The following is a 22,998-nucleotide window of genomic DNA, read 5'->3' as shown; positions in this document are numbered from 1 at the left end:
CCGACGATAGGCCATGCATGTTCGAGGAACGTATGGACCCTGTTCGAATGGCATCCGCCCGCCACGGCGGATCAGACGGCGGCGAGCCGGACCACGAACTGGCATCCGTCTGTGGTGTTGCGTACCTCGACGCGTCCGCCGTGCGCCTCGACCAGTCCGCGCACGATCGCCAGTCCGAAGCCTCCGGACGCGCCACCAGCACCTCCCGCGTGAGGGCTACGGGCAGGTTCGCCCCGGAAGGCGACGTCGAACAGCCGAGGCAAATCGGTGGTGGGAATGCCGCCGCAGGTGTCGGCGACGGACAGCCAGGCGTGGTCCCGGTCGCGGCCGGCCTCGATGAGTACGGTCCCGTCAGGTGGTGTGTAACGGACCGCGTTGAGCAGTAGATTTGCCACGACCCGGGTCAGCTCCGGTTCACTGGCGGCCACCGTCGGCCAGCCGGACTCCGCAGCGACCAGCTTGATCCGTCGGGCCGCGGCCAGCGGCGCGGTGCTGGCCAGCGCGTCCGAGACCACCTCGCCGAGCGGTACCGCCGCCATGGACAGCCGCAGGGCCCCGGCGTTGATCCGAGACAGTTCGAACAGATCATCGACGAGCCTGGTCATCCGGTCCGTCTCCAACCGGATGCGCCGGTGGTACTCCTCGACGGTTGCAGGGTCGCGGACGACGCCGTCCTCCAGCGCTTCCGCCATCGCCCGCAGCCCGGCGAGTGGGGTACGCAGGTCGTGGGAGACCCAGGCAACGAGGTCCCGACGCCCGGCCTCCACCTGCCGCTCTCGTTCGCGGGCCTGATCGGCCCACACCGCGGCAGTGGCCAACCGGCGACCGAAGTGCCCGCCGACGCCGAGGCTGACCACCGCCGCCGCGCCGACGGTGATCAGCACCACCTCCAGGTCGTGTGGGGACAGGAACATAGCCTCCGCGACCGCCACCACGCCGAGGACAACCGCGACCACGGCGGTGGTGAGTAGCACGCCGAGGTGCACGATGATCGAGCTACCTCGGAGCAGGCGCAGCAGCAACGCTCCGGCGGCACCGGCGGCGAGCGCCGCGCCGAGAGCGATCGCGAAGATCAGTGCCAGATCACGCATCGGCCGGCCCGTACCGATAGCCGATGCCCCAGACAGTCACGAGCCGTCGGGGGTTGGCCGGGTCGGTCTCAATTTTTTCGCGCAGGCGCCGGACGTGCACGGTCACGGTCGAGTGGTCGCCGAAGCTCCAGCCCCAGACCCGCTCGAGTAGTTCGGCTCGGGTGAACGCCCGGGCCCGGTGCCGCATCAGGTGGACGAGAAGGTCGAACTCGCGCAGGGTCAGAGCGAGCTCCCGGCCGGCGAGGTGGACGGTGCGGGGGCCGGTCTGCACCACCAGGTTGCCATCGGTGAGGGTCTCTGGCCGCCCGAGGGCCGGCTCACCGCCGGCACGGCGAAGCACCGACCGGACCCGCAGCACCAACTCGCGGGGCGAGAAGGGTTTGGTCAGGTAGTCGTCCGCGCCCAGTTGCAGGCCGAGGATCCGGTCGGCCTCGTCGCCGAGCGCGGTCAACATGATGATCGGTACGCCGTGGGGCCTGGCCCGTAGTTCGCGACACACCTGCAGGCCGCTGACCTCGGGCAGCATCAGGTCGAGCACCACCAGGTCTGGCGTCCGCCTGGCGACGGCCGCCAACGCCGCCGCCCCGTCGCCCGCATGGCTGGCCAGGAAACCGTCGTGCTCCAGATAACGGCAGATCACGTCGCTGACGTTGTGGTCGTCGTCGACCACCAGCACCCGCTTCCTAGGCCCTGGTTCCCGCCCTGTCCTGGCCGCATCCATCTGGCCAGAGTAGCGACGATCCGGGCGTCGACGGCCGGCCGGAAGCTTGCCAGGTTCTTACGGCTGCGCCCGTCAGGAGTGCAGGTCAGGGCGCGGCGGGACGGTCCAAGCGGGTCAACTCGGCGAACCAGCGACCGCCAGACCGGAACACCTCGCCAACCGCCAGTCCCGACGCCGCAGCGACACCTGACACCGCATCCGTGTCCAGCCACGCCCAACGGAAGGTAGGGCCCCGGTGCCGTCCGGTCGCCACGTGGACCTGCCCCTGCCAGGCACCGACGCCAGGCGGTTCCAGCTCGACCAGCACCGTGCCGGACGGACGCAGCAGCGACCCGCACCGTCGCAGCAGCGCGACCGGGTCGCCGCCGATGCCGATGTTCCCGTCGAGCAGCACCGTGTGTGCCCACCGTCCCTCGGCTGGCAGCGGGCCGAACAGGTCGGCGTGCACGGCGACCGCGCCTCGCGCCCGGGTCAACGCCACCGCACGCGACGACACGTCCACCCCCACGGCGCTAAGCCCGGCCCTGGTCAGTGCCATCGACATCCGGCCCGGACCGCACCCCAGGTCAAGGGTGGGGCCGGCACAGCGGGCGACCACCGCCGCGTCCGCCGGGGTGGCCGATCGATGCCACCGCTTCACCGGCAGCCGGCGGCGGGGCCCGTCCGCAGGCATCAACCAGTGCACGTCTCCGGCTTGGTCGAGTAGCGCCGAGGCAAATCCGTCCGCGGTCACGCGCGCACCACCATGTCGCGACGCACGGCCTCGACCTGGCGGGCGAACCGGCCATCCGGGATCGCCGCCGCCACGGCGCGCGCGTCGGACCAGTTGTCGACGTCTCGCAGCACGGGCAGCGGCACGGCGCGCAGTCCACGCCCAGTCAGCGCGGACCATGTCGAGCGGCCCGTAACCGGCGTCGACATCGGCACCGCGCGCAGCATCACCGCCTGCCGGGGGTCGCGCAGCCCCAACGCCCACCAGCCGCCGTCGTGGGCGTACCCGAGGGCTGCGTCGGCATCGTCGAGCCGGCGGATGGCGGCGGCCAGCCGCGCCGGGGTCAGTTGCGGGGTGTCCATCCCGATCTGCAGCACCCGACGGTCGGGGAATGTTTCGGCGACGTCGAGGTGGGCGTGCGCGAGTCGGTCGGCGAGATCCGTGCCTCGCTGCGGCAGGACCGACCAGCCAGCAAGGGCGGCGGTCAGCTCCACGCCGTCCACGGCGTTCGCGAGGTGTCCGGCCAACGCCAGAACGGGCGTCACCCCTGGTGTGTCTCGGACGGCATCCAGGGTGTCCCGCAGCGCGGCGGCGGCCAACTGCGCGGCCTGGACGGGCGTTGCCGGCGGGCACAGCCGGGTCTTCACCAAGCCGGGCACGGGCGCCTTGGCCATCACCAGCACGACGGTCACCGGGGCTCCCGGACGGTACGCAACACGGCGGCGAAGTCTCGGGTGGCCCGCAGGGTGCCCCGTACGGAGCCGGAGACCTTGGAACGGGTGCCGGCGGCGCGCGGGGCGTAGGTGACATCCACCTCGTGGATGCGCCAACCCGCCGAGGCGGCCCGGATCAACAGCTCCAGCGGATAGCCGAAGGCCCGGTCTGTGACTCCGAGGGCGAGCAGTGCCTCTCGGCGGGCCACCCGGATCGGGCTGAGGTCGCGCAGCGGCACGCCCCGATGCCGCAGCAGCGCGGCGACCAGCGCCGTGCCCGCCCGCGCGTGCCAGGGCCACACCCCGACACCAATCGGTCGACGGCGGCCGACGGCCAGGTCAGCGACCCCGTCGGCGACGGGGGCGACCAGGGCGGGTAGCTCTCGGGGGGCAAAGGACCCGTCGGCGTCCAGCACGCAGACCAGTTCGGTCTCGGCGGCCTCGATCCCGGTGTGCACGGCCGCGCCGTACCCCCGTCGTGGTTCGTGCACCACCCGCGCACCGTGCCGGGCGGCCACCTCGGGTGAGCCGTCGCGCGACCCGTTGTCCACGACGATCGCCCGGTATCCGGGCGGCAGCGCGGTCAGCACGGCGGGCAGGGCTGCGGCCTCGTCCAGGCACGGCAGCACCACGTCGATCTTTGTCGGCATACCGCCGACGCTAGGGCCGCCCAGGGCCGCCCGCGCCGGATTCGACCTTACGGAACACTTACCGCATCAACACTTCTTACCGTCCGGTGACATGCCGACAAATCGGCTGACGGGGCGCGGACCGGGCCGTACCGTCCGGTCGACATGAGACCCGGTGCCACCATCTCCCGTTCGCCCGTCCGCCACCGCAGTCCGACCCGCTACCGGGGCGACCTGCTTGTGCTGGGCGTCGAGGCAACGCTGCTGGTCACCGCCGTGGCGGTGGGCGCGATGCTCAACCGCGCAGGCGTGGGCCTGCACGCCGACGCCGCGCCGCTCTACGCCACCTGGAAACCGCACCTGGGCTGGGGGACGCCGGCTGCGCTGGCGATAGCCGTCGCGGTGGCCGGGCCCGGCACGCAGTGGGCCCGCACCGCCCGATGGGGCACTCTGCTGTCCGTCGGCTACCTGGCGGCGGTCGGCTGGACGCTCGCCCTGGCGCTGGTGGACGGCTGGTCGACGGGTCTGACCAGGCGGCTCACCCCGCAGGCCGAGTACCTGCACGAGGTGCCCCGGGTGACGGACATCCGGCGGATGCTGGCCGGCTTCGCGGACCGCATTCTGGACTTCCAGCCGGACTCGTGGTCCACCCACACCGCCGGCCACCCGCCGGGTGCCCTACTGGTGTTCGTCGGGTTGGACCGGATAGGCCTGGGCGGTGGCACGGCGGCGGCGCTGGTCTGTGTCCTGGTCGGGGCAAGCGTCGTGGTGTCCGTGCCGATCGCCCTACGGGCCCTGGGCGCCGGCGAGGCCGCCCGGGCGGTGCTGCCGTTCCTGGTACTGCTGCCGGGGGCGGTCTGGGTGGGTGCCTCCGCCGACGGCTTCTTCACCGGGTTGGTAGCCGCTGGCCTCGCGATGCTGGCAGTACGAGGACCCGTGACCTCCCTGGTCGGCGGCGTACTGCTGGGCTTCGCGCTGTACCTCTCCTACGGCTTCGTTCTGGTCGCGCCCCTGGCTCTCGTCGTGCTGGCGCTACGCGCCAAAGGCAGGGGCAGTGCGCTGCTCGCCGGCGCCATCGGCGTGGCCGCCGTGGTAGCGGCGTTCACTGTTGCTGGCTTTCACTGGTGGCAGGGGTACGACCGGGTCGTCGAGCGCTACTACCAGGGTTGGGCAGCCGAACGGCCCTACAGCTACTGGGTCTGGGCCAACCTGGCGGCACTGCTGCTCTCTGCCGGGCCGGTGCTCGGACCAGCGCTACGCCGCACTCTGCACTCGGCCCGCCGGGCCTGGCGAGCGTGGGACAGCTCCCCGGCACCGGCCGCGTCGACGCCGAGGACCAGCAGACCGGGACCGGGCGGTGACCCGCTAACCCGCGTCGCGATCCGGAACCGGCGGCTTGGCGCGCTCGCACGACGGGTCGAGACACTCGGGCCCACCGTTCTACTACCGGCCGCCGCGGTGCTGGCGGTGGTCGCCGCCGACCTGTCGGGCATGAGCAAGGCAGAGGTGGAGCGGATCTGGCTACCGTTCACGGTCTGGCTGCTCGTCGCCGCCGCGCAGCTACCTGCCCCAGCGCGCCGCTGGTGGCTGGCCGGGCAGGCGCTCACCGCCCTCGCCGTCAACCACCTACTGTTCACCGTCTCGTGAGCCGGCCCCCGATGGGCGGGTGGGGCGAGTCCGCTCAGACCGACACGACGGCCGGTTCCCGCAGAGGGTCTGTCGCGAAGGCGGTCACCCCGTCGACGAAGCTGACCCGGGCGGTGTATCCGAGCAGGTCGCGTGCGCGGCCGGGGTCGGCGACCACGTGCCGCACGTCGGCGGCCCGGGCGCCGCCGACCACCACCGGTACCGGCCCGCCCATCGCCGCGGCCAAGGCGGTGGCGAGGTCGCCGACGGTGTGGGGCTGACCGGAGCAGACGTTGACCGCTACCAGACCGTCCGGAGCCGGAGCGGTCAGCGCCAGCACGTTCGCGCGCGCCACGTCGGAGACGTGCACGAAGTCGCGCCGTTGCCGGCCGTCCTCGTAGACCCGTGGCGGCCGACCACTGGCCAGCGCCGACCGGAAGATCGACGCTACTCCGGCATACGGGGTGTCGCGGGGCATCCGAGGACCGTACACGTTGTGGTAGCGCAGTGCCCAGACCCCTGCCCCGATTTGCCGGCCCCATGCGGCGGCCAGATGCTCCTGGGCCAGTTTGCTGGCCGCGTAGGTGCTGCGCGGTTCGAGCGGGGCGTCCTCCGGCACGAGCGCGCTGGTGAGTGCGCCGGCGCACGCCGGACAGGTGGGGTCGTACCGGCCGGCGGCGACATCGGCCTCGCGACGTGGGGCCGGTCGAACGACCCCGTGCCGGGCGCAGGTGTATCGCCCTTCACCGTAGACGACCATGGAACTGGCCAACACCAGACGAGACACGCCAGCCCGGTGCATCGCTGCCAGCAGCACCGCCGTGCCGTAGTCGTTGTGGCTGACGTACTCGGGAGCATCCGACGGATCCAGCCCGTGACCGACCATCGCCGCCTGGTGACACACGGCATCAACTCCAACCAGCAGATCGTCGAGCAGGTGCGGATCGCGAATGTCGCCAACGACCGGATCATGGCGGCGGAACCACTCGGGCAGCACGCTCCCGTGCGCCTGGGGCAACAGCGCGTCCAGGCACACCACCTGGTGCCCCTCCGCGACGAGCAGGTCCGCGACCTGCGATCCGATGAACCCGGCGGCGCCGGTGACGAGTACCCGCATTGCGCCACGCTAGGTCAGAGCGGCGGCCCTCGGGGCCGGTTCCGCTCCGATGTCAGCAATCCGTAAGGGACGGGCGGTAAGCCTTCGGTAATGCCGCAAAGCCCGCCCGAAGGCGCCGCTGCCGGCTAGCGTCCTGCACAAAAGCCCGTCGCGTCCGGTTCGACGCCGTTACCGACTGGAGGAACCGTGCCAGCCGACCCGCCGTCCCATGATCCGACTGCGGGACCCGACCCCGGTGAGCCGAGGCGCACGTCCGAGGAGACCGGGCGATCCGCCGAGGCGACCGGGGCCCGAGCGTACGCCTACCCGGCGCGGCTGTGGCGCGCGTTGGACCGGCATCGCCCGCCCGGAGCCGACGCCGCCACCAATGCTTGGCGCAGCCCGGTACGCGGCCCATGGTTGACGTCCGTATTCGGCGTCGTCCTGCTCGCCACCCTACCGCTGGTGATCATCACCGGACTGCTGGACTGGATCGCCTACGGCCCTCGGCTCGGCCAGGCCTTCCCCAGCGACGTGGGCTGGCTGCACCCTCCCATCTTCGACTGGCCGACCCGCCCCGCCTGGCTGTTCCGACTCACCCAGGGACTGCACGTGACGCTCGGCATCGTGTTGGTACCGGTTGTCGTGGCGAAACTCTGGTCGGTGGTACCCAAGCTGTTCGACTGGCCGCCGGCCCGCTCGGTGGCCCAGGTACTCGAACGGCTCTCCCTGCTGCTCCTGGTGGGCGGAATCCTCTTCGAGATGGCCACCGGCCTGCTCAACATCCAGTACGCGTACCTGTTCGGGTTCGACTTCTACACCGCGCACTGGTACGGCGCCTGGATCTTCACCGCCGCCCTCGTCACACACGTGGCGATCAAGCTTCCTCGTACGATCTCCGCGCTGCGCGGTCCGCGCCTCACGCGTGCCACGGCGGAGGACACCACGCCGGAGCCGGCGGATCCGGACGGGCTGGTAGCCCGCCGGCCCGGCCCGGCGACGATGAGCCGACGTGGCGTTCTCGCACTGACCGGGGGCGGCGCCTTGCTGTTGGCGGCGCTGACCATCGGGCAGAGCCTGGACGGGGTGCTGCGCCGGACCGCGCTGCTGCTACCGCGGGGCCGGCAGCACGACGACGGACCCAACGGTTTCCCGATCAACCGGACCGCCGTCGCGGCCGGTATCCAACCCGCCGACACCGGAGCTCAGTGGCGGCTGACGGTGCGCGGCGGCAGCCGCACGGTAGAGGTGGACCGCGATGGCCTGCTCGCGATGCCACAGCACACCGCGGACCTACCGATCGCCTGCGTCGAGGGCTGGTCGACAACGCAAACCTGGACGGGGGTGCGGCTACGAGACCTCGCGGCTCTGGTCGGCGCACCCGACAGCGCCGTGGCACGGGTCGAATCGCTGGAACAGGCCGGTCTGTTCCGTCAGGCCCGGTTACAGGTCAACCAGGTCCGCCACCCCGACTCGCTGCTCGCCCTGCGCGTCAACGGCGTCGACCTCTCGGCCGACCACGGCTACCCCGCCCGCATCATCGTGCCAGCGCTGCCCGGCGTGCACTGCACGAAGTGGGTCCGCGACATCACCTTCGAGGAGCAGCCCGATGACTGAGTTCCGGCGAAGCTACGGCGCCGCGCTCTGGCACCTGCTGCTCCTGTTCGGTTGCTTCGCGGTGACCGGCTGGATAGCGCTGCGGCTGTCCGGGGAGCCGACCGCGGCCCGGATGCTGCTCTGGTTCCTTGGCGCGGTCGTCGTCCACGACCTGTTCCTGTTCCCGGTCTACGCCCTGGTCGATCGGGCGCTGCTCGCCGCGACGGACCGCCCGAACCGCCGCTCCGTGCTGAACCACGTACGAGTGCCCGCGCTTGCCTCCGGGCTGCTCCTGCTCGTCTACCTTCCCGGCATCCTCGGACTCGGCGGCGACACGTACACGGCGGCGACCGGCCTGACCCCGCAGCCGCTGCTGGCCCGCTGGCTGGCGGCCAGCGCAGCGATCTTCGCCGGCAGCGCGATTCTCTACGCGCTGCGGCGTCGTCGGCTCCGGGCTCGAATCAAGATCGGTGGGCCAGCAGACTGATCAGACGGTCGCGCGGCAGGGCCGGCGTGCGGTTGCCGTCCCGGCCAACCATCGCGGTATTGCCGATCAGCGCGTTGACGATGGCCTCTTCCACCACCTGGACGGGTCGCCTCGTAGAAGCGGTCGGTGTACCCCCACGGCACGAACCGCAGGGAATCCAGTTCCTCCCCGCTCAGGGCTCGGACAGCAACTTGCGAGAGCGCCGGGAGTGGCTGTGGCGAAAGCAAGAAAACGGATCACCAGAGAAGTGCGAGCCGGAGGTGCCGGTGCGGGCCATGCCCAGGGGGACCCGCCGGGCAAGGGCCTTGCACTGTCCAGGCCGATGCCGCCCTTGAAGCCGGAGCAGTTCATCCCGGTTCCCCCAGCAGGCCGCCGCGGCGAGCGCGGCCAGTCTGGCCAACGCTGAGGTGGCATAACGGCGCGGATGAAGGTCCACGGGAACTCCCGAATGACGAGAGCGGTTCTTCGTACGCTCCGGTGAAGAACCAGTGGCGCCATCTGTCCAAGGCCTGAACGGTACTGTTGAGTCCATCTCCACGGCGGGCAGACGTTCCCGTGGCGACGGAGGCTGGCCGGTGAAGGGAGTGCAGGATATGGCGCGGCCCAAGAACCAGGAGGAGCGGCGCCAGCACCTGGTGCGGGCGGCGCGGCGCGCGATCGTCACGCACGGCCTGGCCGCAGTACGGGTCCGTGACGTCGCCGACGCCGCCGGCATGGCTACCGGCTCCGTCACCTACTACTTCCGAGAGATCGAGCAGCTGTTCCAGGAGGTCTACGCCGAAGCCGTCGACCGCTTCGATGCCCGCCGTGTCGCAGCCGTCGAAGGTGTCACGGACCCGCGAGAGCGGCTGGCGGTGACCATCGGCTCGGGCCTGCCCACCAGCCCGGACGACGAACTGTGCTGCCTGCTCTACGAATTCTCCCCACAGGCTCGCCGGCGACGTGTCGACGCCTCACTGCGCCGCACGCTCTACGACCGCCAGGTGAGCCTCTATCGATCGATCCTCGACACCGGCGCCGGTCTCGGGCAGTTTCATCTCACCGCGACCTCGACCGAGATCGCGAGCAACCTCGTCGCTCTCGAGGACGCCTACGGCTATCACGTCATCGCCCGGACATCCATCACCCGACAACAGGCCGAAGCGCACATCGTCGGCTACGCGGCCACCACCACCGGCTGCGACCTCGCCCCCGCATCCGACACACACTCGCGCAGACATGTAGCTTCATCGCCCTGACCCACGCGTCGTTGCGGGCACGGCGGCAGCCGCCACCCTGCCGAACCCACCGAACAGGGTGCTCACCCTACCGCTGGCTCACGCTCGGCGAAACGACGTCAAGGGCCAGCAGCGCGACGTGCAGAGAGAGGCAGACATCAACCGAGTCGAGGTCGGCGTCGCGAGGATCCGGCCGATCCGAGCCAGCCGCTCGTAGAGAGCCGGACGGGACAGGTGCGCCGCAGCGGCCGCTCTCGATTTGTTCCGGCCGTGCTCGAGGTATCCGCGCAGGGTGCCCGGTGGTCGCTGCCGCGGATGCGTGTCGGCGTACGACTTCACGCGTACCTAACTGGGCATCCGAACCCGTACGCCGACAGATGCGCCACGTCGTGCGCCAGCAGCGCCCCAGCCCGCGTCCGACAAAGACATGGGGGCCGCCCTGGCGGACCGGAACGCGAGGATGTCACACACGGTGGGCAACGCTGCTGACACTGACCCAGGCCCGCCACACACTTCGGTCTGAGACGCGGCCCATCCGTCCGGGCCAACGGCAGCCACCTGGCTGCCTCACCACTGCCTCCCTGCAATCGACGCGACCGGCAAACTTGACTAACATCGATCACTGTTCTTCACTGCATCGTACGACGAATAACGTTGTCGCCGCTGACGGCATGATCCAGGGGAGGCCCCATGAGTTCGGCACGCCAGAGACTGAGCGCCATCGCGATCGCGGTCACCACGGCAGCGAGCGTCGGGATGGTCGCCACGCCCGCGCACGGCGCCACGGGTGTACGAGCGGCGGTCGTGAACGCCGCGAAGGCCTACCTGGGCACGCCGTACCGCCTCGCCTACGGCTGGACATGCGGCACGCAGACGGTGGACTGCGAATGCCTCAACAGACACGCCATCTGGGACGGAACGAAGGCCGCCACAGGCCGCGGACTGCAGCTGAACTACTGGCTGCAGGGCCAGATCAACCAAGGCCGTCGGGTCAGCTCCCCACGCCCGGGAGACCTCGTCTTCTGGGACACCGACCCGAACGACGGCATTCGCTACGGCGGCGACCTGGACCACACCGGCGTCTACATCGGCAACAACCGGGTCATCGACGCCAACGCCTACTACGGCTACGTCAAGAACGACAGCGTCACACTCGGCGGCACCGAACCCAACCCGCTGTTCATCGACGTCCTCACACCCAACGGCTACTGACGGGCACACGTCCTGCTCAGCGTCACGGCTGGCGCCGACGTCACCGGAGGCACCGGCGCCAACCACGCGAGCCCTGGAAGGCTGCCGGACGGCCGGTCATGACCGAAGGCACCTACCGTGGCAATCCAAGGGGCATGATCAATCAGGCTCGTCCCCATGATCAGCCGGGGTCAGTGCCGCCGCCCAGCAGGTTGAAGATCAAGCTAGTCCGCGCTGGGCCGACCATCCCGGGAAACGCTTCTTTCGCTCGCGTCAGCCGGCCGGCGAGGCACCCTTGGATCTTGCCCGTCGCCCCGTTGCCCCGAAAGCAGGACTGCGTCATCGTCGCCGTTGCGGCCTCGCCGCCGTACGCGTCGTAGCACTCCGTGCCAGTTCGGGGTCTCCCGGTCTTCGTCGAAGGCCCGGGCGACCACGACATCAGTCGATGAGTGTGCCATGATCGAGATGACGATCGTCAGTGCCACCAGGTGGAACACCTCGTCTGCGGCAGCGATGCCGGACTCCACGACGAGCAGCCCATACACCACCGATGCGAAGCCCTTCGGACCGAACCACATGGCGGCAGCCTGCTCCCGCAGGCCGAGCCCCGAGCGGAGGAACGATATGCCCAGGGCGACCGGACGGGCCACCACGATCGCGAGCACCGCGAACACCCACCCGGCCCAGGAAATCTCGCCCAGGAACCCCACCGAGATCAGCGCCCCGAACACCAGGAGCGCGGCGAGCTTCAGCAACTCGGCGACGTTCTCCCCGAAGTGTTCGAAGGCCGCCCGCTCCCGAGGACCGAAGGTCGCCACGGTGATCCCGGCGGCGAACGCGGCCAGGAAGAGGTTGCCGTGGGTGACCTTGCCCAATGCCAGCACCAGCAGCCCGATCGCGACCCCGTTGAGCGGGGCGTAGGCGGCCGAGGCGGCGAACCAACGCATCCGCTCCAGCGCGATCGCCGCCAACGGCACCAACACGCCGATCAGCAGACCAAGCGCCAGTTCCGTGGCGAGCTCACCGAGATGCAGGTCGTCGGAACCGGCGGCCACGGCGAGAAGCACCACCACGAACGGCAGCGCCAGACCGTCGTTGACCCCCGACTCAACGTTGAGCAGATGCCGTAACCGGGCGGGGACCTTGTCGTTGCCGACCAGCGCAGCGGCGAACACCGGGTCGGTCGGAGCAAGGACCGCACCGATCAGCAGGGCCTCCGGCCAGTCCAGCCCGGCGACGTAGTGCGCCAGTACCGCGGTGATCAGCAGGGTCAGCGGCAGGCCCCAGCCGAGCGCCCTTCCCGGCAGCCGCCACGCCGCACGAAGGTCGGCCCAGCCCACCCGCATACCGTCGGTGAACAGCACCGCAAACAGCGCCAGCTCCGCCAGTTGCGCCACGATCGGCGAGTCGGCCCGCAGATGCAGCACACCCGTGGTGTCTTCACCCAGGACGAACCCGGCCACCAGGAACAGGGCCGCCGTGGACAGGATCGTCCGGTGGGCCAGCGCCGACACCAGCACGGCAGCCAACAGGACGGCGGCAAAGCAGAGCAACAGCACGCGGGCCTCCGGAGGGAACGGTTCGTCACGGTGCCGACCAGACTTCCCGGCGCTCCACGAATTCCGCGCCATCATAACGAGCGCCGCGCCGTCACCCGGCTCTGGGCGCGGGGCATCAGCGGGTTCACCGTGCCCGTCGGTGAACTCCCGCCGGGCGTCGCCGCCGGCGCCTTCCTGGCCGGTCCGGCTGCCTCGACCGGTGACGGCCTCACACCTGCCGTAAGAAAGCGGTAATCCTGCTCGATAGAGGGCCGGGCTAGTATCCGCTCATGCCCGGTCCCCGTACCGCACCCCTGCCCGGTGTGGCCGCCCTGACGGCGGTCGTTCTCGCCCTCGCCGCCTGCGGCGGCACCGAGCCGTCCGCAGCCCCGGACGGCACGACCGCCGGGCCAAGCGCAGCGGCCCCGCCGACCACTGCGGGCACTGTCGGCCCGACGGCCAGCGGCGCGACGGACACGGCAGTCCCGGAGACGCTCACGTTCACCGGCCGGACGATCGATGGCGCGGCATTCTCGGGCAGCAGCCTCGCCGGCAAGCCTGCGGTGCTGTGGTTCTGGGCGGCCTGGTGTACCCGCTGCCGCGCCGTTGCCGACGAGGTGGCCGCCGTTCAGCGCGAGAACGCGGGCCGGGTCAACGTGGTCGGCGTGGCCGGGCTGGGCAGCGGCGCCGAGGCGATGCGACGGTTTGCGAAGGAGACCGGGATCGAGGGCTTCCCCCACCTGGCCGACGACGACGGCCAGGTCTGGCGCCGCTTCAAGGTGACCAGCCAGGAACAGTACGTGCTCATCGACTCCGCCGGCACCGTCGTGCACACCGGACCACTGTCCCCGGCGGACCTGCGCAAGCGGGTCGCCGGGCTCAACTGACCATGCCGGACACGCCATACGGCCTCGCCGTCGGCGCCGGGCTGCTGGCCGCGGTCAACCCGTGCGGCTTCGCACTGCTACCCGCGTACCTGTCGATGCTGGTGCTGGGCGACGAGCCGACGGCCGAGCGAGGCCTGCTCGCACCGATCGGCCGGGCGGTCGCGCTGACCGGCGCGATGACACTGGGGTTCGTCGCGGTGTTCGGCGCGTTCGGGCTGCTCGCCGCCCCCGCGGCGGACGCGGTCGCCCGTCACCTGCCCTGGGTGTCGATACTGATCGGCCTCGCCCTGGTGGCGGCCGGCGGCTGGCTGCTGGCCGGACGCCAACTGCCGGCCTTCACCCCGAAGGTGGCGACCGGACCGGCGGTCCGCCGACGGTTCGGCTCGATGGTGCTGTTCGGCATGGCGTACGCGATCGCCTCGCTCGGCTGCACCATCGGCCCCTTCCTGGCCGTCGTGGTGGCCGGCTTCCGTGCCGGATCGGCGCTCTCCGGCATCGGCCTCTTCGTGGCGTACGCGATGGGTATGGGGCTCGCGGTAGGGGCCGCCGCACTGGCCGTCGCGTTGGCCCGCGATTCACTGGTGCGCCGTACCCGTCGGGCCGCACCGCTGCTGGGGCGTGTCGCCGGCCTGCTGCTGATGGTCACCGGTGGATATGTGGCCTGGTACGGCTGGTACGAGGTGCGGGTCTTCGCCGGTCGAGGTGACACGGACGACCCGATCATCGACGCGGCCGGCGCCGTTCAGACAGCGCTCAGCGGCTGGCTGGCGGTTCTGGGGCCGTGGACCGTCGCCGCGTCGGCGCTGGCGCTGCTCGCCCTGGCCGCCGGCGTGACACTGACGCGCCGGCGCCGAGCACTGGCCCAGCAGGCCCATCGCCCATCCAATTGAGGATCGGAACGGCACGCTGATCACTCGACCTGCCGAACTGCGGGCCGGTCGCCGCCGGGCGGTATGCCGGAGCACCGACGCGGCGTGGCCCCGGCACCGTTACCCAGCTCGGAGAAGTGGGTCGCGTCGATCCCGCCCCCGGCCCCGACGACGGTCGTGAGGAACGCCCTCGGGATCAGGCTCGGGTCGGGGTGGCGGGCCGGCTGGCGGTGGTTCCGGCATCAACCGTGCTCGCCGTGTGCCACGGTTACGGCTCGTCACCGATGCGGCGCAGCGATACGTTGGACGCTGCTGCGGCCTCGGGTGGCAGCGGGCGACGTGGGGCATTGCTCCTTCGGTAGCTACGGACGTCCACGTCGACGGGCCGACGGGGTACCGCGATGGCAAGGATTCCCACAACGGCGCGTAGGGCACGCCAAGGAGCAGCTGTACAAAGAGGCGAAGAAGCGCAGGGATCAAGGGCCGCTCGTCGCCGTCGAAGGCGACCCTGAGAGCGCTCTGTCTCGCTGAAGCGCTGCGACGCCGGCCTACCCGGATACGGGTAAGGGGCGCGGGCGGGCGCCGTGGGTGGAGGAAGTCCGGTCGGATCGCCACAGGGAGGTTGGTGCGTGACCAGGCTCGGACGGACGGGAAGACGGTGGCTGGCCGCGTACGTACTCGTGCTGCGGCCAGCTGGCCTCGGTGGCCAGCTCTACCGGGTATCCACCCCCGAGGGAGCGAAGGTTCGTCCGTCCGTGACCACCGGCGACGGCTCGGTGGTGGCCAGACTGGCCACCGGTGGTGGCGGTACCGGTCCCGCGCTTGTGGAATTCGCCCTGCATGAGTCGGTGCGGTGGCGCATCCAGCTCCGCGGTGGAACCCGCGAGAAGATTCTCGACCTGCGCAGCGGTCTGGTAGACGAGGTGCATCTCGCGGGCGGCGCCACCCGGGCGCAGGTGACCTTGCCGCCGGCTGTCGGCACCGTCCGCGTGCGCGCCGCCGGCGGAGCCGGCGTCCTCACAGTCGACGGCAAGACGCGCACCGGAGTGGCCGGCGGCACCAAGGTCGAAGCCACCGGATGGGCCGACGCCGAGGACCGCTACGACATCGATGCCGTCGCCGGCGTGTCGAAGCTGGTCGTCGAGCGGTCGTAGGACACCACCCTTCCACTGGCTGGCGGGCCGCCGGGAAGACCTTTGAATGCCAGCTTGTACCGCACTCCACGTCCTCACCTTCCTGACTCCGCCGTCACTCGGCGGCGGCTCCTACCCTCCGCTTGACCACTTGACATCGACATGCGTCGGTGGGCTGGCGTGCCGCCATTGGTGGGGCACGCCGAGCTGGCCCGGCCTTGTCCGCGCCTTCGTCGCGGTTCTCGACGAGCCGTCGCATCGGCACTGGGGTCCTGGGGGCCAGTGGCGTCGCGGGCTGCGGCAGGAACCTGTGCAGGTGCAAGACCGCAGCGGGTTACGGAAACTCCTACTGCGCGCCATGGCTTCTGGAGCAGCCGGCGGCCCAGTGGGTCGTCGCTGCGGGGATCAGGCACCTGCTGCCGCCCATGGCACCGTTGCCCGCCAGCACCGACGTCGGCGACGGCGCTTCACGACCCGTCTAGCGGTGGGTTCCAATGCGGTGTGCGGCCGCCCCGTCCTCCGCGTCCTGGGCGGGGAACCGCTGCTCGCTCTCTGCTACGACCAGCGGGTGGGGTTGGCCGGTGAGGGCGGCCAGGGCGGCGGCGACGGCGTGCAGGTCGGCTTTGATGTAGGTGGTGGTGGCAGGTCCGCGGGGATCCGTGTGCCCGGCGTAGGCGCGAGCCACGGCGTAGCCAAAGTGCCGCTCGACCCAGGTGAGCGTGGTGTGACGCAGCCAGTGAACGGAGATCCCCTGGGCGGCGACCAACGGTAGCTGTCGGCCGATGCGTTTCCACATCAGGTCGTAGCGCCGGTAGGTGACGGGTTGGCCGCTGCGGTAGTGCAGCAGCGCGTCGGTTGGTGCGACGGCGCCGCGGGCTCGGGCATGGTCGTCCAGTCGGCTGGCGAGCATCGGTGTGATGGGCTGCCAGCGTTGCGTGCCGCCCTTTCGCGCAGGCGGATCAGCGCGTGGTCGGTGTCCAGGTCGATCAGGCGTAGCGCGAGGGCGCCGCCCAGTCGGCAGGCCGTTTCGCTGTGCAGACGCAGCAGCAGCGCGTCGAGCACGATGTCGTTACCGCCGCTGCGCGCCCGGCCCACCCATAGGCCACGGCGTTGTCCAACAGGTTCGCCAGCACCTACGCGACACGCCGCGGCTGGACCAGCCACGTCGCGGACCCCTCCGGTGCGAGGCAGACGATCGACGCGGGCAGGTCCAGGGCGTGGCGGGCGTCCCGGGCGAGCGCCGCCACGTCCACCGGGTCATGATGCGCGGGCTGGTCGCTGCGGGCCAGGTCGATCAGGTCGGCGAGCCTCTCCCCCGTCCGGGCTGATCTCCGGCTCTGTAGGTGCGCGACAGCGACGCCGGCGGGGCACCGAACGTCTACGAGGAGCAGTCGACCACAACGACGGCGTCCTGATCTGGACGCTCGTGCGCTAACTCGGCCAGCCGAGTAGTCGAGCGCCGAGCACGGCTGCTTGCAGCGTGAACCGTTGCGTCGGCTCGCCGGGGTGGTAGCCGGTCAGGTCCCGGATTCGGTCGAGGCGATAGGTGATCGCGCGGACGGACAGATGCATCTGCCGAGCCGTCGCGGTGTGGTTGCCCTGGTTGTCGAAAAGGACTGTCAGGGTCTCCAGGTACGGCTCGGCGCCGCCGCGCGCCGTGGTCAGTGGCCCGAGGACCGTGGCCACCAGGTCGGTGATGGCGTCGCGGTCACGCAGGAGCACGGGGAACACCAGCAGGTCGGCGGCATTGAGTACGGGCGTGCTGAAGCCGAGCCTCACGGCGTAGTCGAGGGTGTGACGGGCCTCGTCGAGGGACGTCGCCAGGCCTTGGACACCGGGTTGGGTACGGCCAACGGCGATCTGCCAATTGCCCGGACCGAGTTCGGTGAGGAGCAGGTGGGCGAGTTCGGCCGCGATGCCGCGTAGGCCGCCGGCGCTGATGCAGACAATGTGGCCGTCGCGGAGGGTGGTGAGGGTGTTGCCTTCGCCGAACCTGGAGGCCAGTGCGGCATCGATGCGGTGCGTGATGCCGGGAGTCAGGCCGGCCGCACGGGCGATGAGGACGGTGTGGGTGGCCGACAGGCGGATGCCGTATCGGTGTGCGCGCTCGGCCAGGTCACCGGGATCGGCCCTACCGGTGAGCAGGTCGTTGACGAACACGGCACGTTCGTTGTCGTGGCGATCCAGCTCGGCACGATTCTGTCGGGTGTAGCCGTCCAGGGCGGCGGTGAGGAGGACACGGACTGTGTCCATCAGTGTCTCGGCGCGGGAGTGGACGGCGACGGCGGTGTCGGCCGGCTCGACCGGGGTGGCGCTCCAGTGGGCGGTGGTGGCTTCCAGCAGACCGGTAACAAGCTCGCGCAGCGTCAGCCCCTCATCCGCGGCTCGGGCACCCAGGTTGACCGCTGTCTGAAGCCGGGCACCGGCCGGGACGGACAGCAGATTCTGGCAGTCGGCGGCCAGCCACGTGTCGTCGCTCATGGGCTGTTCCTTGTCGGCATGGCGGTGGCCGCCGGTGAACGGCGGCCACCAGCCTCAGGTTCACACACCGATGTCGCGGCGGTCGAACACGATGACTCCGGCGGTCGTGGTTGCGGCACCGAGGAGCACGAGGATGAGGAGCTCGGCCGGATGCCAGCCGGTGTGCAGCGGGTCGGTACCGATGAAGTAGTGGAACGGTGACAGCCAGCGCACCCAGTGCCACCCGTCGAGCATGGCGCTGATGGCGTTGGCCATGTAGGTGGCCACGGCAAGGCCACCGGTGATCGCGAGGACGGCAGCCCGTTTTCCGGTGGCGGCGCCAATGAGGAAGGCGATGCCGGCGAAGCTCCACACCAGGGCGACCAGGCCGGCGGATGCGGCGGCGACGTTGGACAGGGGGATGTCCATGCCGATCCAGGGAACAATGATCATCAGCAGGATCCCGGGGATGGCGGCGATCCCGGTGAGCGCGCTGCCGGCGGCGGCCACCCGTTGCCAGGCGAAAGCGGCTCGCGAGACCGGATTGGCCAGCATCAGCTCCATGCCACCGTCTTCCTCCGGCCGAGCGATCGTGCGGGCAGCCAGCGTGATGGCGCACATCAGGACCAGCAGTGGGCCGACCAGGCTGAAGATGGTCGCCTGCAGATAGCCAGCGGGCGACAGCATGTCGGCGATGCCGAGGAAGTCCAGCATGCCCTGGGGCAGAGCGTCCTGTTTCAGCTCCGCAGCACCCTGAAACTGACTGTAGAACGAGGTGTAGATCGCGGTGAAAGCGGCGACGCCACCGACCCAACCAATCAATACCAAGCGGTCGTCACGCCAGGTCTTACGCACCAGCGCGGGAAGCATCGCCGGCTCCTTCCCCATGGTAGTAGAACGACAGGAACGTCTCTTCCAGATCCGGCTCGGCCGACAACATGTCCACCACCTCATGACGCGCCGCTGCTTTGATCAACGGGTCGACGCGGCCATCGACCGTGCATTTCAGCACCGGCCCGAACACCACCACGTCACTGACCCCGGGCAGGACACTGAACTCCGCCGGGTCCACCGGACCATCGAAATGAATCTCGACAGCGCGGACCGCCCGCTTCCCCAGTGACTCAACCCGCTCGACCGCGGCCAACTGGCCGTCGCGGACGATGGCGACCCGGTCAGCCGCCTGCTGCACCTCGGCCAGCACATGAGAGGACATGAAAACGGTCTGCCCAGCAACACTGGCATCGCGCACCATGGCCAGGAATTCCTGCTGCATGAGTGGATCCAGCCCACTGGTCGGCTCATCCAGGACCAGCACCGCCGGTCGGTGCATGAACGCCTGCACCAGGCCGACCTTCTGCTTATTGCCCTTACTCATCGTCCGTACCGAACGCGAGAGGTCCAGGTCGAGCCGCTCCGCGAGCTCCGTCACCTGCGACCAGGCCACGCCGCCGCGCGCCGCAGCGAAGAAGCGCAGCAGGTCTTCCGCCTTGTCTCGCCCGGGAAACACGAGCTCACCGGGCAGATAGCCGATCTGACGGTGCAGTGCGGCCTTGTCCTGGCGCGGATCGAGCCCGAGCACAATCGCGTGTCCACGAGTGGGGCGCAGAAAGTCCAACAGCAGCCGGATCGTGGTGGTCTTCCCAGCTCCGTTCGGTCCCAAAAATCCCACCACCTCCCCGGCACGAACCTCCAGGCTGAGCCCCTCGATACCGCGACGCTGACCATAGAACTTGGTCAAGTCCTCGGTGAGTAGTGCGATGTCGCTTGTCATGCCCACATCGTCGCGGGCTTTCCTATCCGGCATCCAGGTCAGCATCCGGCCGACATCTCGCTGATGCCGTTGCCGAACATCGGAAGCAGTAGCCCGAACGCCAGCCCGGGCGGCCTCCGCGCCGCGACCGCCGCGAGCCCTCACATCAGGTACGCCGGGAAGTCTGGTCGGCAGGTCATGTCGTGCTGCGGCTTCTGGAGGCTCCGATGGGCGTTACTGCTCTGCGCACCGAACATCTGTCCAAGCGGTACGGGCGGCTACTCGCCCTCGATGACCTCACCCTCGACGTCGCGGCGGGCGAGGTGTTCGGGTTTCTCGGCCCCAACGGTGCCGGAAAGTCAACAACGATCCGGCTGCTGCTCGGGCTTGCCCGCCCCCTCCGGACGGGCGTGGATCTTCGACGCCGACTCCGCCGACGTCGCCGCGGCCCACCGCATGCTCGCCTACGTGCCGGCGGATGTGGCGCTGTGGCCACGGATGACGGGCGCCGAGGTGCTGGACCTACTCGCCCGCATCGGCCCCGGCACCGACACCGCCTACCGCGACGAGCTCATCCAACGATTCGCGCTCGACGTGTCCAAACCGGCCGGCACCTACTCGACGGGTAACCGGCAGAAGCTTGCTCTGATCGCGGCGTTCGCTACCCGGGCGCCTCTGCTGGTGCTGGACGAGCCGATTAGTGGCCTGGACCCGCTCTTGGAACTGCAGTTCCAGCAGGCGGTCGGGGTTGCCCGCGACAACGGGCAGACGGCGTTCCTCAGCTCTCACCAGCTCGCTGAGGGTGCGTCGTGGTGGCCTGGTCGTGACCGCTGTGTGCGCGGGTATGTCCGTCCTGGTGGTGGTCGGCTACCGCAGCGAGGCGCTGGATCCGGCGGCCTTGGCGGCGCTGGCCCGCAACCCGGCGATCCGCACCCTGTTCGGTGAGCCGGTCGCGCTCGACCAGGCGGGCGGGTTCACGGTGCGGCGCACGGGCACCGTCCTGGCGGTCCTGCTCGGTGTGTGGGCGATGCTCGCCGCCACCCGGTCACCCGTGGGGAAGAGGACGCTGGCCGGTGGAGTCTGTTGCTGTCCGGCCGCACCGCCCTTGCCGAGGCTGTCCGCCAGCACCTCGGTGTCCTGGCCGCCGTTTCGGTCCTCGTCGGAGCGGCGACCGCCGCAGCGATGATCGCTGCGGGAGTGGACGCCACCGGTTCGTTGTTGCACGGAGCCGGCCTCGCTGCACACTCCCCGGAGCCCTGGGCATGGTCCGACGAGGCTCGGCGCCTGCACGCTGTCGGGCGGTTGTACGAGCAACTTGAGCGCGCTGCCAAGACCATGGAGCAGCAGGACGACGAGTACGAGTTCGTTCTCGGGATCGGCCTGCTTCGGTGGACGGCGCCTTGGGCTCCGTGGTCCGTGTGCATGATCGCCCCGTGCAGGCTGCCGCGTTCGCTGCGCGGCGTGTAGGGCGTCGATGACCAGGTCGGTGCGCATGTGATCGGCGATCGCCCAGCCCGCGAGGCGCCGGGAGTGCAGGTCCAGGACGGTGGCCAGGTAGAGGAACCCGCGTTCACCGACCGGTAGGTAAGTGATGTCGCCGACGTAGCGCTGCTTTGGCCCCGGGGGCGGTGAAGTCCCGGCCGATCAGGCCCAGGGTCTTCGCTGCGGCCGGATCCGGGACCGTCGTACGAGTACGCCTGCTTAGACGTAGCCCGTGCACGCCGAAGCGGCGCATCACCCGGGCGACCCCCTTACGGTTGACCGCCAACCCGGCATCGCGGCGTTCGGCGGTGATCCGAGGCGCTCCGTAGGTGCCGTCATGCGCTTTGTGCACCGCCCGGATCCGGCCGACGAGAGCCGCATCCGCAGCCTCCCGCGCGGCCCGCGTTTCGGCGGCGCGCGCCAGTAGTAGAAGCTCGAGCGGGACACCCCGAGGACCTGACACAACCGCTTAACGCCGTAGCGCTGCTGGTGGTCGGCGACGAACTGGAAGCTTCACCAGCGCATCTCCCCAGCGAAATACCGGGCCGTCTTCCGCAGAATGTCCCGTTCCTCCTCCAACTCGCGGACCCGCCGCCGCAATGCGGCGTTCTCATCCTCCACCGAGCCGGCCGCCGGCGCCGACGGCCCGGCCGCTGCACCCCGACGCTGATCATCGGCGCGGACCCAACTACGCAACGTCTCCCGATTGACCCCGAGATTATCGGCGATCTGCGCGATCGTCGGCCCCGGCCGAGACCGGTACAACGCCTCCGCGTCGGCCTTGAACTCGGCGAGGTAGTGCTTCGTCACCATCTGTCAGGGGCTCCTGATCTCCCCGGACCAACGATCCAAGGCTCAGGTGTCCAGGACCAGGGGGCAACTCCCATGCTCGGTGTCGCCGTTGTCTATCTCAACGAGTCGACACCCAATCCCGGTGGCCAACTGATTCGCAACGCCGGCCGGGTCAAGGTGCTGGCAGCCCTGGGCGGCGTCACCGAAGAGATCATCCTCGCGGGGACCCCCTGGGGCCGAGAGGACTGTGCCACGGTCGACTTCCCTTGCGATCGGCCGAGCGACCCGACGCGCCGTCACCTCACGGTTGAAGGCCTCCGTCCATGCACACCCGTGCTGCGAGCGGCGGTTCGAAACTGCGCGACGGCGGCCGTGATCGCCGGGGCGGTCGTGCCGGTGACGACTGCGCCGAGCAGCACGGCGTCGGCTCCGGCCGCGGCGAGCGCGGCGAGGTCCGCCGGTACGAGCCTGTGCTGCGTGGGGACGATGAGCGGAACGTCGACCGCGGCGCGCAGGGCGGTCAGCCTGGCGAGGGTGCCCAGTGAGAGGGGTGTCCCGTAGTCGGCCGGGTCGACGGTGGAGACCTCTATGGCCCCGATGCCTTGGGCGACGAGCGCTGCCGCGGTCGCGGTGTCGTCGTTCGGGCCGATCGCGGCCATCGCCGTGGCCGGTCTGCAGTCTGCGACGTAGGTCGAGTTGGCGTATGCGGCGTACACGTCGAAGTAGTCGAAGCCCAACTGCGCGGCCCGCCGGGTCTGGGCCGGGTCGACGGTACGGGCGGCGCCGACGACGAGCCCGGTGGCGAGCCCGAGCGACACGATCTCGCGTAGCCGTTCGCCCTCTTCGTCGAGGTCGCCGAAGCGGGTGCCGGACGCCCTGTGGTGGATGTTCATGTGGACCTTCAGCCCGTCGGCTGCGGCGTCGCGTGCGGCGGCGGCGAGGGTCACGTCGTTGTGGGGCAGGCTCACGAGGACGCCGAGGCGCCCTTCGGGGAGGATCATGTGG

General features: G+C 70.3%; 20 protein-coding genes and 4 pseudogenes. 9 read left to right on the top strand and 15 right to left on the bottom strand.

The features are described 5' to 3' along the window. Window positions 1–71: 71 nt before the first annotated feature. From DER29_RS30335 to DER29_RS30315, 5 genes are all read right to left on the bottom strand, one after another. Complete coding sequence (locus tag DER29_RS30335; RefSeq protein WP_121401058.1) at window positions 72–1,091, bottom strand: sensor histidine kinase KdpD; 1,020 nt, start codon at window positions 1,089–1,091, stop codon at window positions 72–74. Further along, complete coding sequence (locus tag DER29_RS30330; RefSeq protein WP_121401057.1) at window positions 1,084–1,812, bottom strand: response regulator transcription factor; 729 nt, start codon at window positions 1,810–1,812, stop codon at window positions 1,084–1,086. Before DER29_RS30330 ends, DER29_RS30335 begins: the two co-directional genes overlap by 8 nt. Window positions 1,813–1,897: 85 nt before the next feature. After that, complete coding sequence (locus DER29_RS35790; RefSeq protein ID WP_255421100.1) at window positions 1,898–2,485, bottom strand: bifunctional 2-polyprenyl-6-hydroxyphenol methylase/3-demethylubiquinol 3-O-methyltransferase UbiG; 588 nt, start codon at window positions 2,483–2,485, stop codon at window positions 1,898–1,900. A gap of 56 nt (window positions 2,486–2,541) precedes the next feature. Beyond that, a complete protein-coding gene (locus DER29_RS35785; protein WP_121401055.1) occupies window positions 2,542–3,216 on the bottom strand; it encodes a DUF2064 domain-containing protein in 675 nt (224 codons plus the stop codon). Further along, window positions 3,213–3,887 carry a glycosyltransferase family 2 protein gene (locus DER29_RS30315; protein WP_121401054.1) on the bottom strand — a complete coding sequence of 225 codons (675 nt, stop codon included), beginning with the start codon at window positions 3,885–3,887 and terminating at the stop codon, window positions 3,213–3,215. Before DER29_RS30315 ends, DER29_RS35785 begins: the two co-directional genes overlap by 4 nt. Before the next feature lie 144 nt (window positions 3,888–4,031). Between DER29_RS30315 and DER29_RS30310 the strand changes: the two genes are divergently transcribed. Then, window positions 4,032–5,513 (top strand): hypothetical protein, encoded by a 1,482-nt coding sequence (locus DER29_RS30310; protein WP_121401053.1) that lies wholly within the window; start codon window positions 4,032–4,034, stop codon window positions 5,511–5,513. Between the two features lie 34 nt (window positions 5,514–5,547). On the opposite strand, the gene DER29_RS30305 is transcribed toward DER29_RS30310, so the two are convergent. Beyond that, complete coding sequence (locus tag DER29_RS30305) at window positions 5,548–6,609, bottom strand: NAD-dependent epimerase/dehydratase family protein (RefSeq protein ID WP_121401052.1); 1,062 nt, start codon at window positions 6,607–6,609, stop codon at window positions 5,548–5,550. Window positions 6,610–6,924: 315 nt separating this feature from the next. Between DER29_RS30305 and DER29_RS30300 the strand changes: the two genes are divergently transcribed. Together DER29_RS30300 and DER29_RS30295 are read left to right on the top strand one after the other, a co-directional pair. Continuing rightward, a complete protein-coding gene (locus DER29_RS30300) occupies window positions 6,925–8,205 on the top strand; it encodes a molybdopterin-dependent oxidoreductase (RefSeq protein WP_121401451.1) in 1,281 nt (426 codons plus the stop codon). Next, entirely contained in the window at window positions 8,198–8,671 is a 474-nt protein-coding gene (locus DER29_RS30295) for a hypothetical protein (protein WP_121401051.1), read from the top strand. The genes DER29_RS30300 and DER29_RS30295 overlap by 8 nt, the downstream gene beginning before the upstream one ends. Here the strand turns inward: DER29_RS30295 and DER29_RS36030 are convergent. Further along, window positions 8,646–8,768, bottom strand: a complete 123-nt coding sequence (locus tag DER29_RS36030; RefSeq protein ID WP_255421092.1) for a hypothetical protein — start codon at window positions 8,766–8,768, stop codon at window positions 8,646–8,648. The two genes, DER29_RS30295 and DER29_RS36030, sit on opposite strands and share 26 nt — an antisense overlap. A 478-nt stretch (window positions 8,769–9,246) precedes the next feature. Here DER29_RS36030 and DER29_RS30290 point away from each other — a divergent pair, with 478 nt between their 5' ends. Then, window positions 9,247–9,909, top strand: coding sequence for a TetR/AcrR family transcriptional regulator (locus DER29_RS30290; RefSeq protein ID WP_199729609.1), 663 nt, complete (start codon window positions 9,247–9,249; stop codon window positions 9,907–9,909). A 67-nt stretch (window positions 9,910–9,976) separates the two neighbouring features. Here the strand turns inward: DER29_RS30290 and DER29_RS30285 are convergent. Further along, a pseudogene (locus DER29_RS30285) lies at window positions 9,977–10,221 on the bottom strand (helix-turn-helix domain-containing protein); the annotation flags it as partial. A 357-nt stretch (window positions 10,222–10,578) separates the two neighbouring features. Here DER29_RS30285 and DER29_RS30280 point away from each other — a divergent pair. Further along, window positions 10,579–11,100 carry a C40 family peptidase gene (locus tag DER29_RS30280; RefSeq protein ID WP_121401050.1) on the top strand — a complete coding sequence of 174 codons (522 nt, stop codon included), beginning with the start codon at window positions 10,579–10,581 and terminating at the stop codon, window positions 11,098–11,100. Between the two features lie 317 nt (window positions 11,101–11,417). Here DER29_RS30280 and DER29_RS30275 read toward each other — a convergent pair. Continuing rightward, window positions 11,418–12,710 (bottom strand): annotated as a pseudogene (locus DER29_RS30275) (cation:proton antiporter); the annotation flags it as partial. Between the two features lie 197 nt (window positions 12,711–12,907). Between DER29_RS30275 and DER29_RS30270 the strand changes: the two are divergent. The 3 genes from DER29_RS30270 (at window position 12,908) to DER29_RS30260 (ending at window position 15,527) form a co-directional block, all read left to right on the top strand. Next, complete coding sequence (locus tag DER29_RS30270; RefSeq protein ID WP_121401049.1) at window positions 12,908–13,504, top strand: redoxin domain-containing protein; 597 nt, start codon at window positions 12,908–12,910, stop codon at window positions 13,502–13,504. Window positions 13,505–13,506: 2 nt separating this feature from the next. Further along, a complete protein-coding gene (locus DER29_RS30265) occupies window positions 13,507–14,394 on the top strand; it encodes a cytochrome c biogenesis CcdA family protein (protein WP_121401048.1) in 888 nt (295 codons plus the stop codon). A gap of 734 nt (window positions 14,395–15,128) precedes the next feature. Next, window positions 15,129–15,527 (top strand): hypothetical protein, encoded by a 399-nt coding sequence (locus DER29_RS30260; protein WP_121401047.1) that lies wholly within the window; start codon window positions 15,129–15,131, stop codon window positions 15,525–15,527. Between the two features lie 457 nt (window positions 15,528–15,984). Here DER29_RS30260 and DER29_RS30255 read toward each other — a convergent pair whose 3' ends face one another. From DER29_RS30255 to DER29_RS30240, 4 genes are all read right to left on the bottom strand, one after another. Beyond that, window positions 15,985–16,416, bottom strand: a complete 432-nt coding sequence (locus tag DER29_RS30255; RefSeq protein WP_121401046.1) for a hypothetical protein — start codon at window positions 16,414–16,416, stop codon at window positions 15,985–15,987. 521 nt (window positions 16,417–16,937) lie between these two features. Then, window positions 16,938–17,987, bottom strand: coding sequence for a CdaR family transcriptional regulator (locus tag DER29_RS30250; protein WP_121401045.1), 1,050 nt, complete (start codon window positions 17,985–17,987; stop codon window positions 16,938–16,940). Window positions 17,988–18,047: 60 nt separating this feature from the next. Beyond that, entirely contained in the window at window positions 18,048–18,836 is a 789-nt protein-coding gene (locus DER29_RS30245) for an ABC transporter permease subunit (protein ID WP_121401044.1), read from the bottom strand. Further along, entirely contained in the window at window positions 18,814–19,740 is a 927-nt protein-coding gene (locus tag DER29_RS30240; RefSeq protein WP_121401449.1) for an ABC transporter ATP-binding protein, read from the bottom strand. The genes DER29_RS30245 and DER29_RS30240 overlap by 23 nt, the downstream gene beginning before the upstream one ends. A gap of 206 nt (window positions 19,741–19,946) precedes the next feature. On the opposite strand from DER29_RS30240, the pseudogene DER29_RS35780 reads away from it, so the two are divergent. Continuing rightward, window positions 19,947–20,664 (top strand): annotated as a pseudogene (locus tag DER29_RS35780) (ATP-binding cassette domain-containing protein). 449 nt (window positions 20,665–21,113) lie between these two features. Here DER29_RS35780 and DER29_RS35775 read toward each other — a convergent pair. Next, a pseudogene (locus tag DER29_RS35775) lies at window positions 21,114–22,014 on the bottom strand (IS3 family transposase); the annotation flags it as partial. Window positions 22,015–22,289: 275 nt separating this feature from the next. Further along, a complete protein-coding gene (locus DER29_RS30215; RefSeq protein WP_121401041.1) occupies window positions 22,290–22,994 on the bottom strand; it encodes a hypothetical protein in 705 nt (234 codons plus the stop codon). Between the last annotated feature and the right edge of the window lie 4 nt (window positions 22,995–22,998).

The organism is Micromonospora sp. M71_S20, from assembly GCF_003664255.1.
In the GTDB taxonomy this organism is placed as follows: domain Bacteria; phylum Actinomycetota; class Actinomycetes; order Mycobacteriales; family Micromonosporaceae; genus Micromonospora.
Note: the sequence above shows the minus strand (reverse complement) of the source record. Positions and strands in the feature narration are given on the sequence as shown.

Bases quoted from the DNA above. Each gene is read 5' to 3' on its own strand.
- DER29_RS30335 (WP_121401058.1), bottom strand. From the start codon at position 1,091: ATGCGTGATCTGGCACTGATCTTCGCGATCGCTCTCGGCGCGGCGCTC.
- DER29_RS30250 (WP_121401045.1), bottom strand. From the start codon at position 17,987: ATGAGCGACGACACGTGGCTGGCCGCCGACTGCCAGAATCTGCTGTCC.
- DER29_RS30315 (WP_121401054.1), bottom strand. From the start codon at position 3,887: ATGCCGACAAAGATCGACGTGGTGCTGCCGTGCCTGGACGAGGCCGCA.
- DER29_RS30240 (WP_121401449.1), bottom strand. From the start codon at position 19,740: ATGACAAGCGACATCGCACTACTCACCGAGGACTTGACCAAGTTCTAT.
- DER29_RS30305 (WP_121401052.1), bottom strand. From the start codon at position 6,609: ATGCGGGTACTCGTCACCGGCGCCGCCGGGTTCATCGGATCGCAGGTC.
- DER29_RS30330 (WP_121401057.1), bottom strand. From the start codon at position 1,812: ATGGATGCGGCCAGGACAGGGCGGGAACCAGGGCCTAGGAAGCGGGTG.
- DER29_RS30215 (WP_121401041.1), bottom strand. From the start codon at position 22,994: ATGATCCTCCCCGAAGGGCGCCTCGGCGTCCTCGTGAGCCTGCCCCAC.
- DER29_RS30310 (WP_121401053.1), top strand. From the start codon at position 4,032: ATGAGACCCGGTGCCACCATCTCCCGTTCGCCCGTCCGCCACCGCAGT.
- DER29_RS30270 (WP_121401049.1), top strand. From the start codon at position 12,908: ATGCCCGGTCCCCGTACCGCACCCCTGCCCGGTGTGGCCGCCCTGACG.
- DER29_RS30265 (WP_121401048.1), top strand. From the start codon at position 13,507: ATGCCGGACACGCCATACGGCCTCGCCGTCGGCGCCGGGCTGCTGGCC.
- DER29_RS35790 (WP_255421100.1), bottom strand. From the start codon at position 2,485: ATGCCTGCGGACGGGCCCCGCCGCCGGCTGCCGGTGAAGCGGTGGCAT.
- DER29_RS30280 (WP_121401050.1), top strand. From the start codon at position 10,579: ATGAGTTCGGCACGCCAGAGACTGAGCGCCATCGCGATCGCGGTCACC.
- DER29_RS30295 (WP_121401051.1), top strand. From the start codon at position 8,198: ATGACTGAGTTCCGGCGAAGCTACGGCGCCGCGCTCTGGCACCTGCTG.
- DER29_RS30255 (WP_121401046.1), bottom strand. From the start codon at position 16,416: ATGCTCGCCAGCCGACTGGACGACCATGCCCGAGCCCGCGGCGCCGTC.
- DER29_RS30245 (WP_121401044.1), bottom strand. From the start codon at position 18,836: ATGCTTCCCGCGCTGGTGCGTAAGACCTGGCGTGACGACCGCTTGGTA.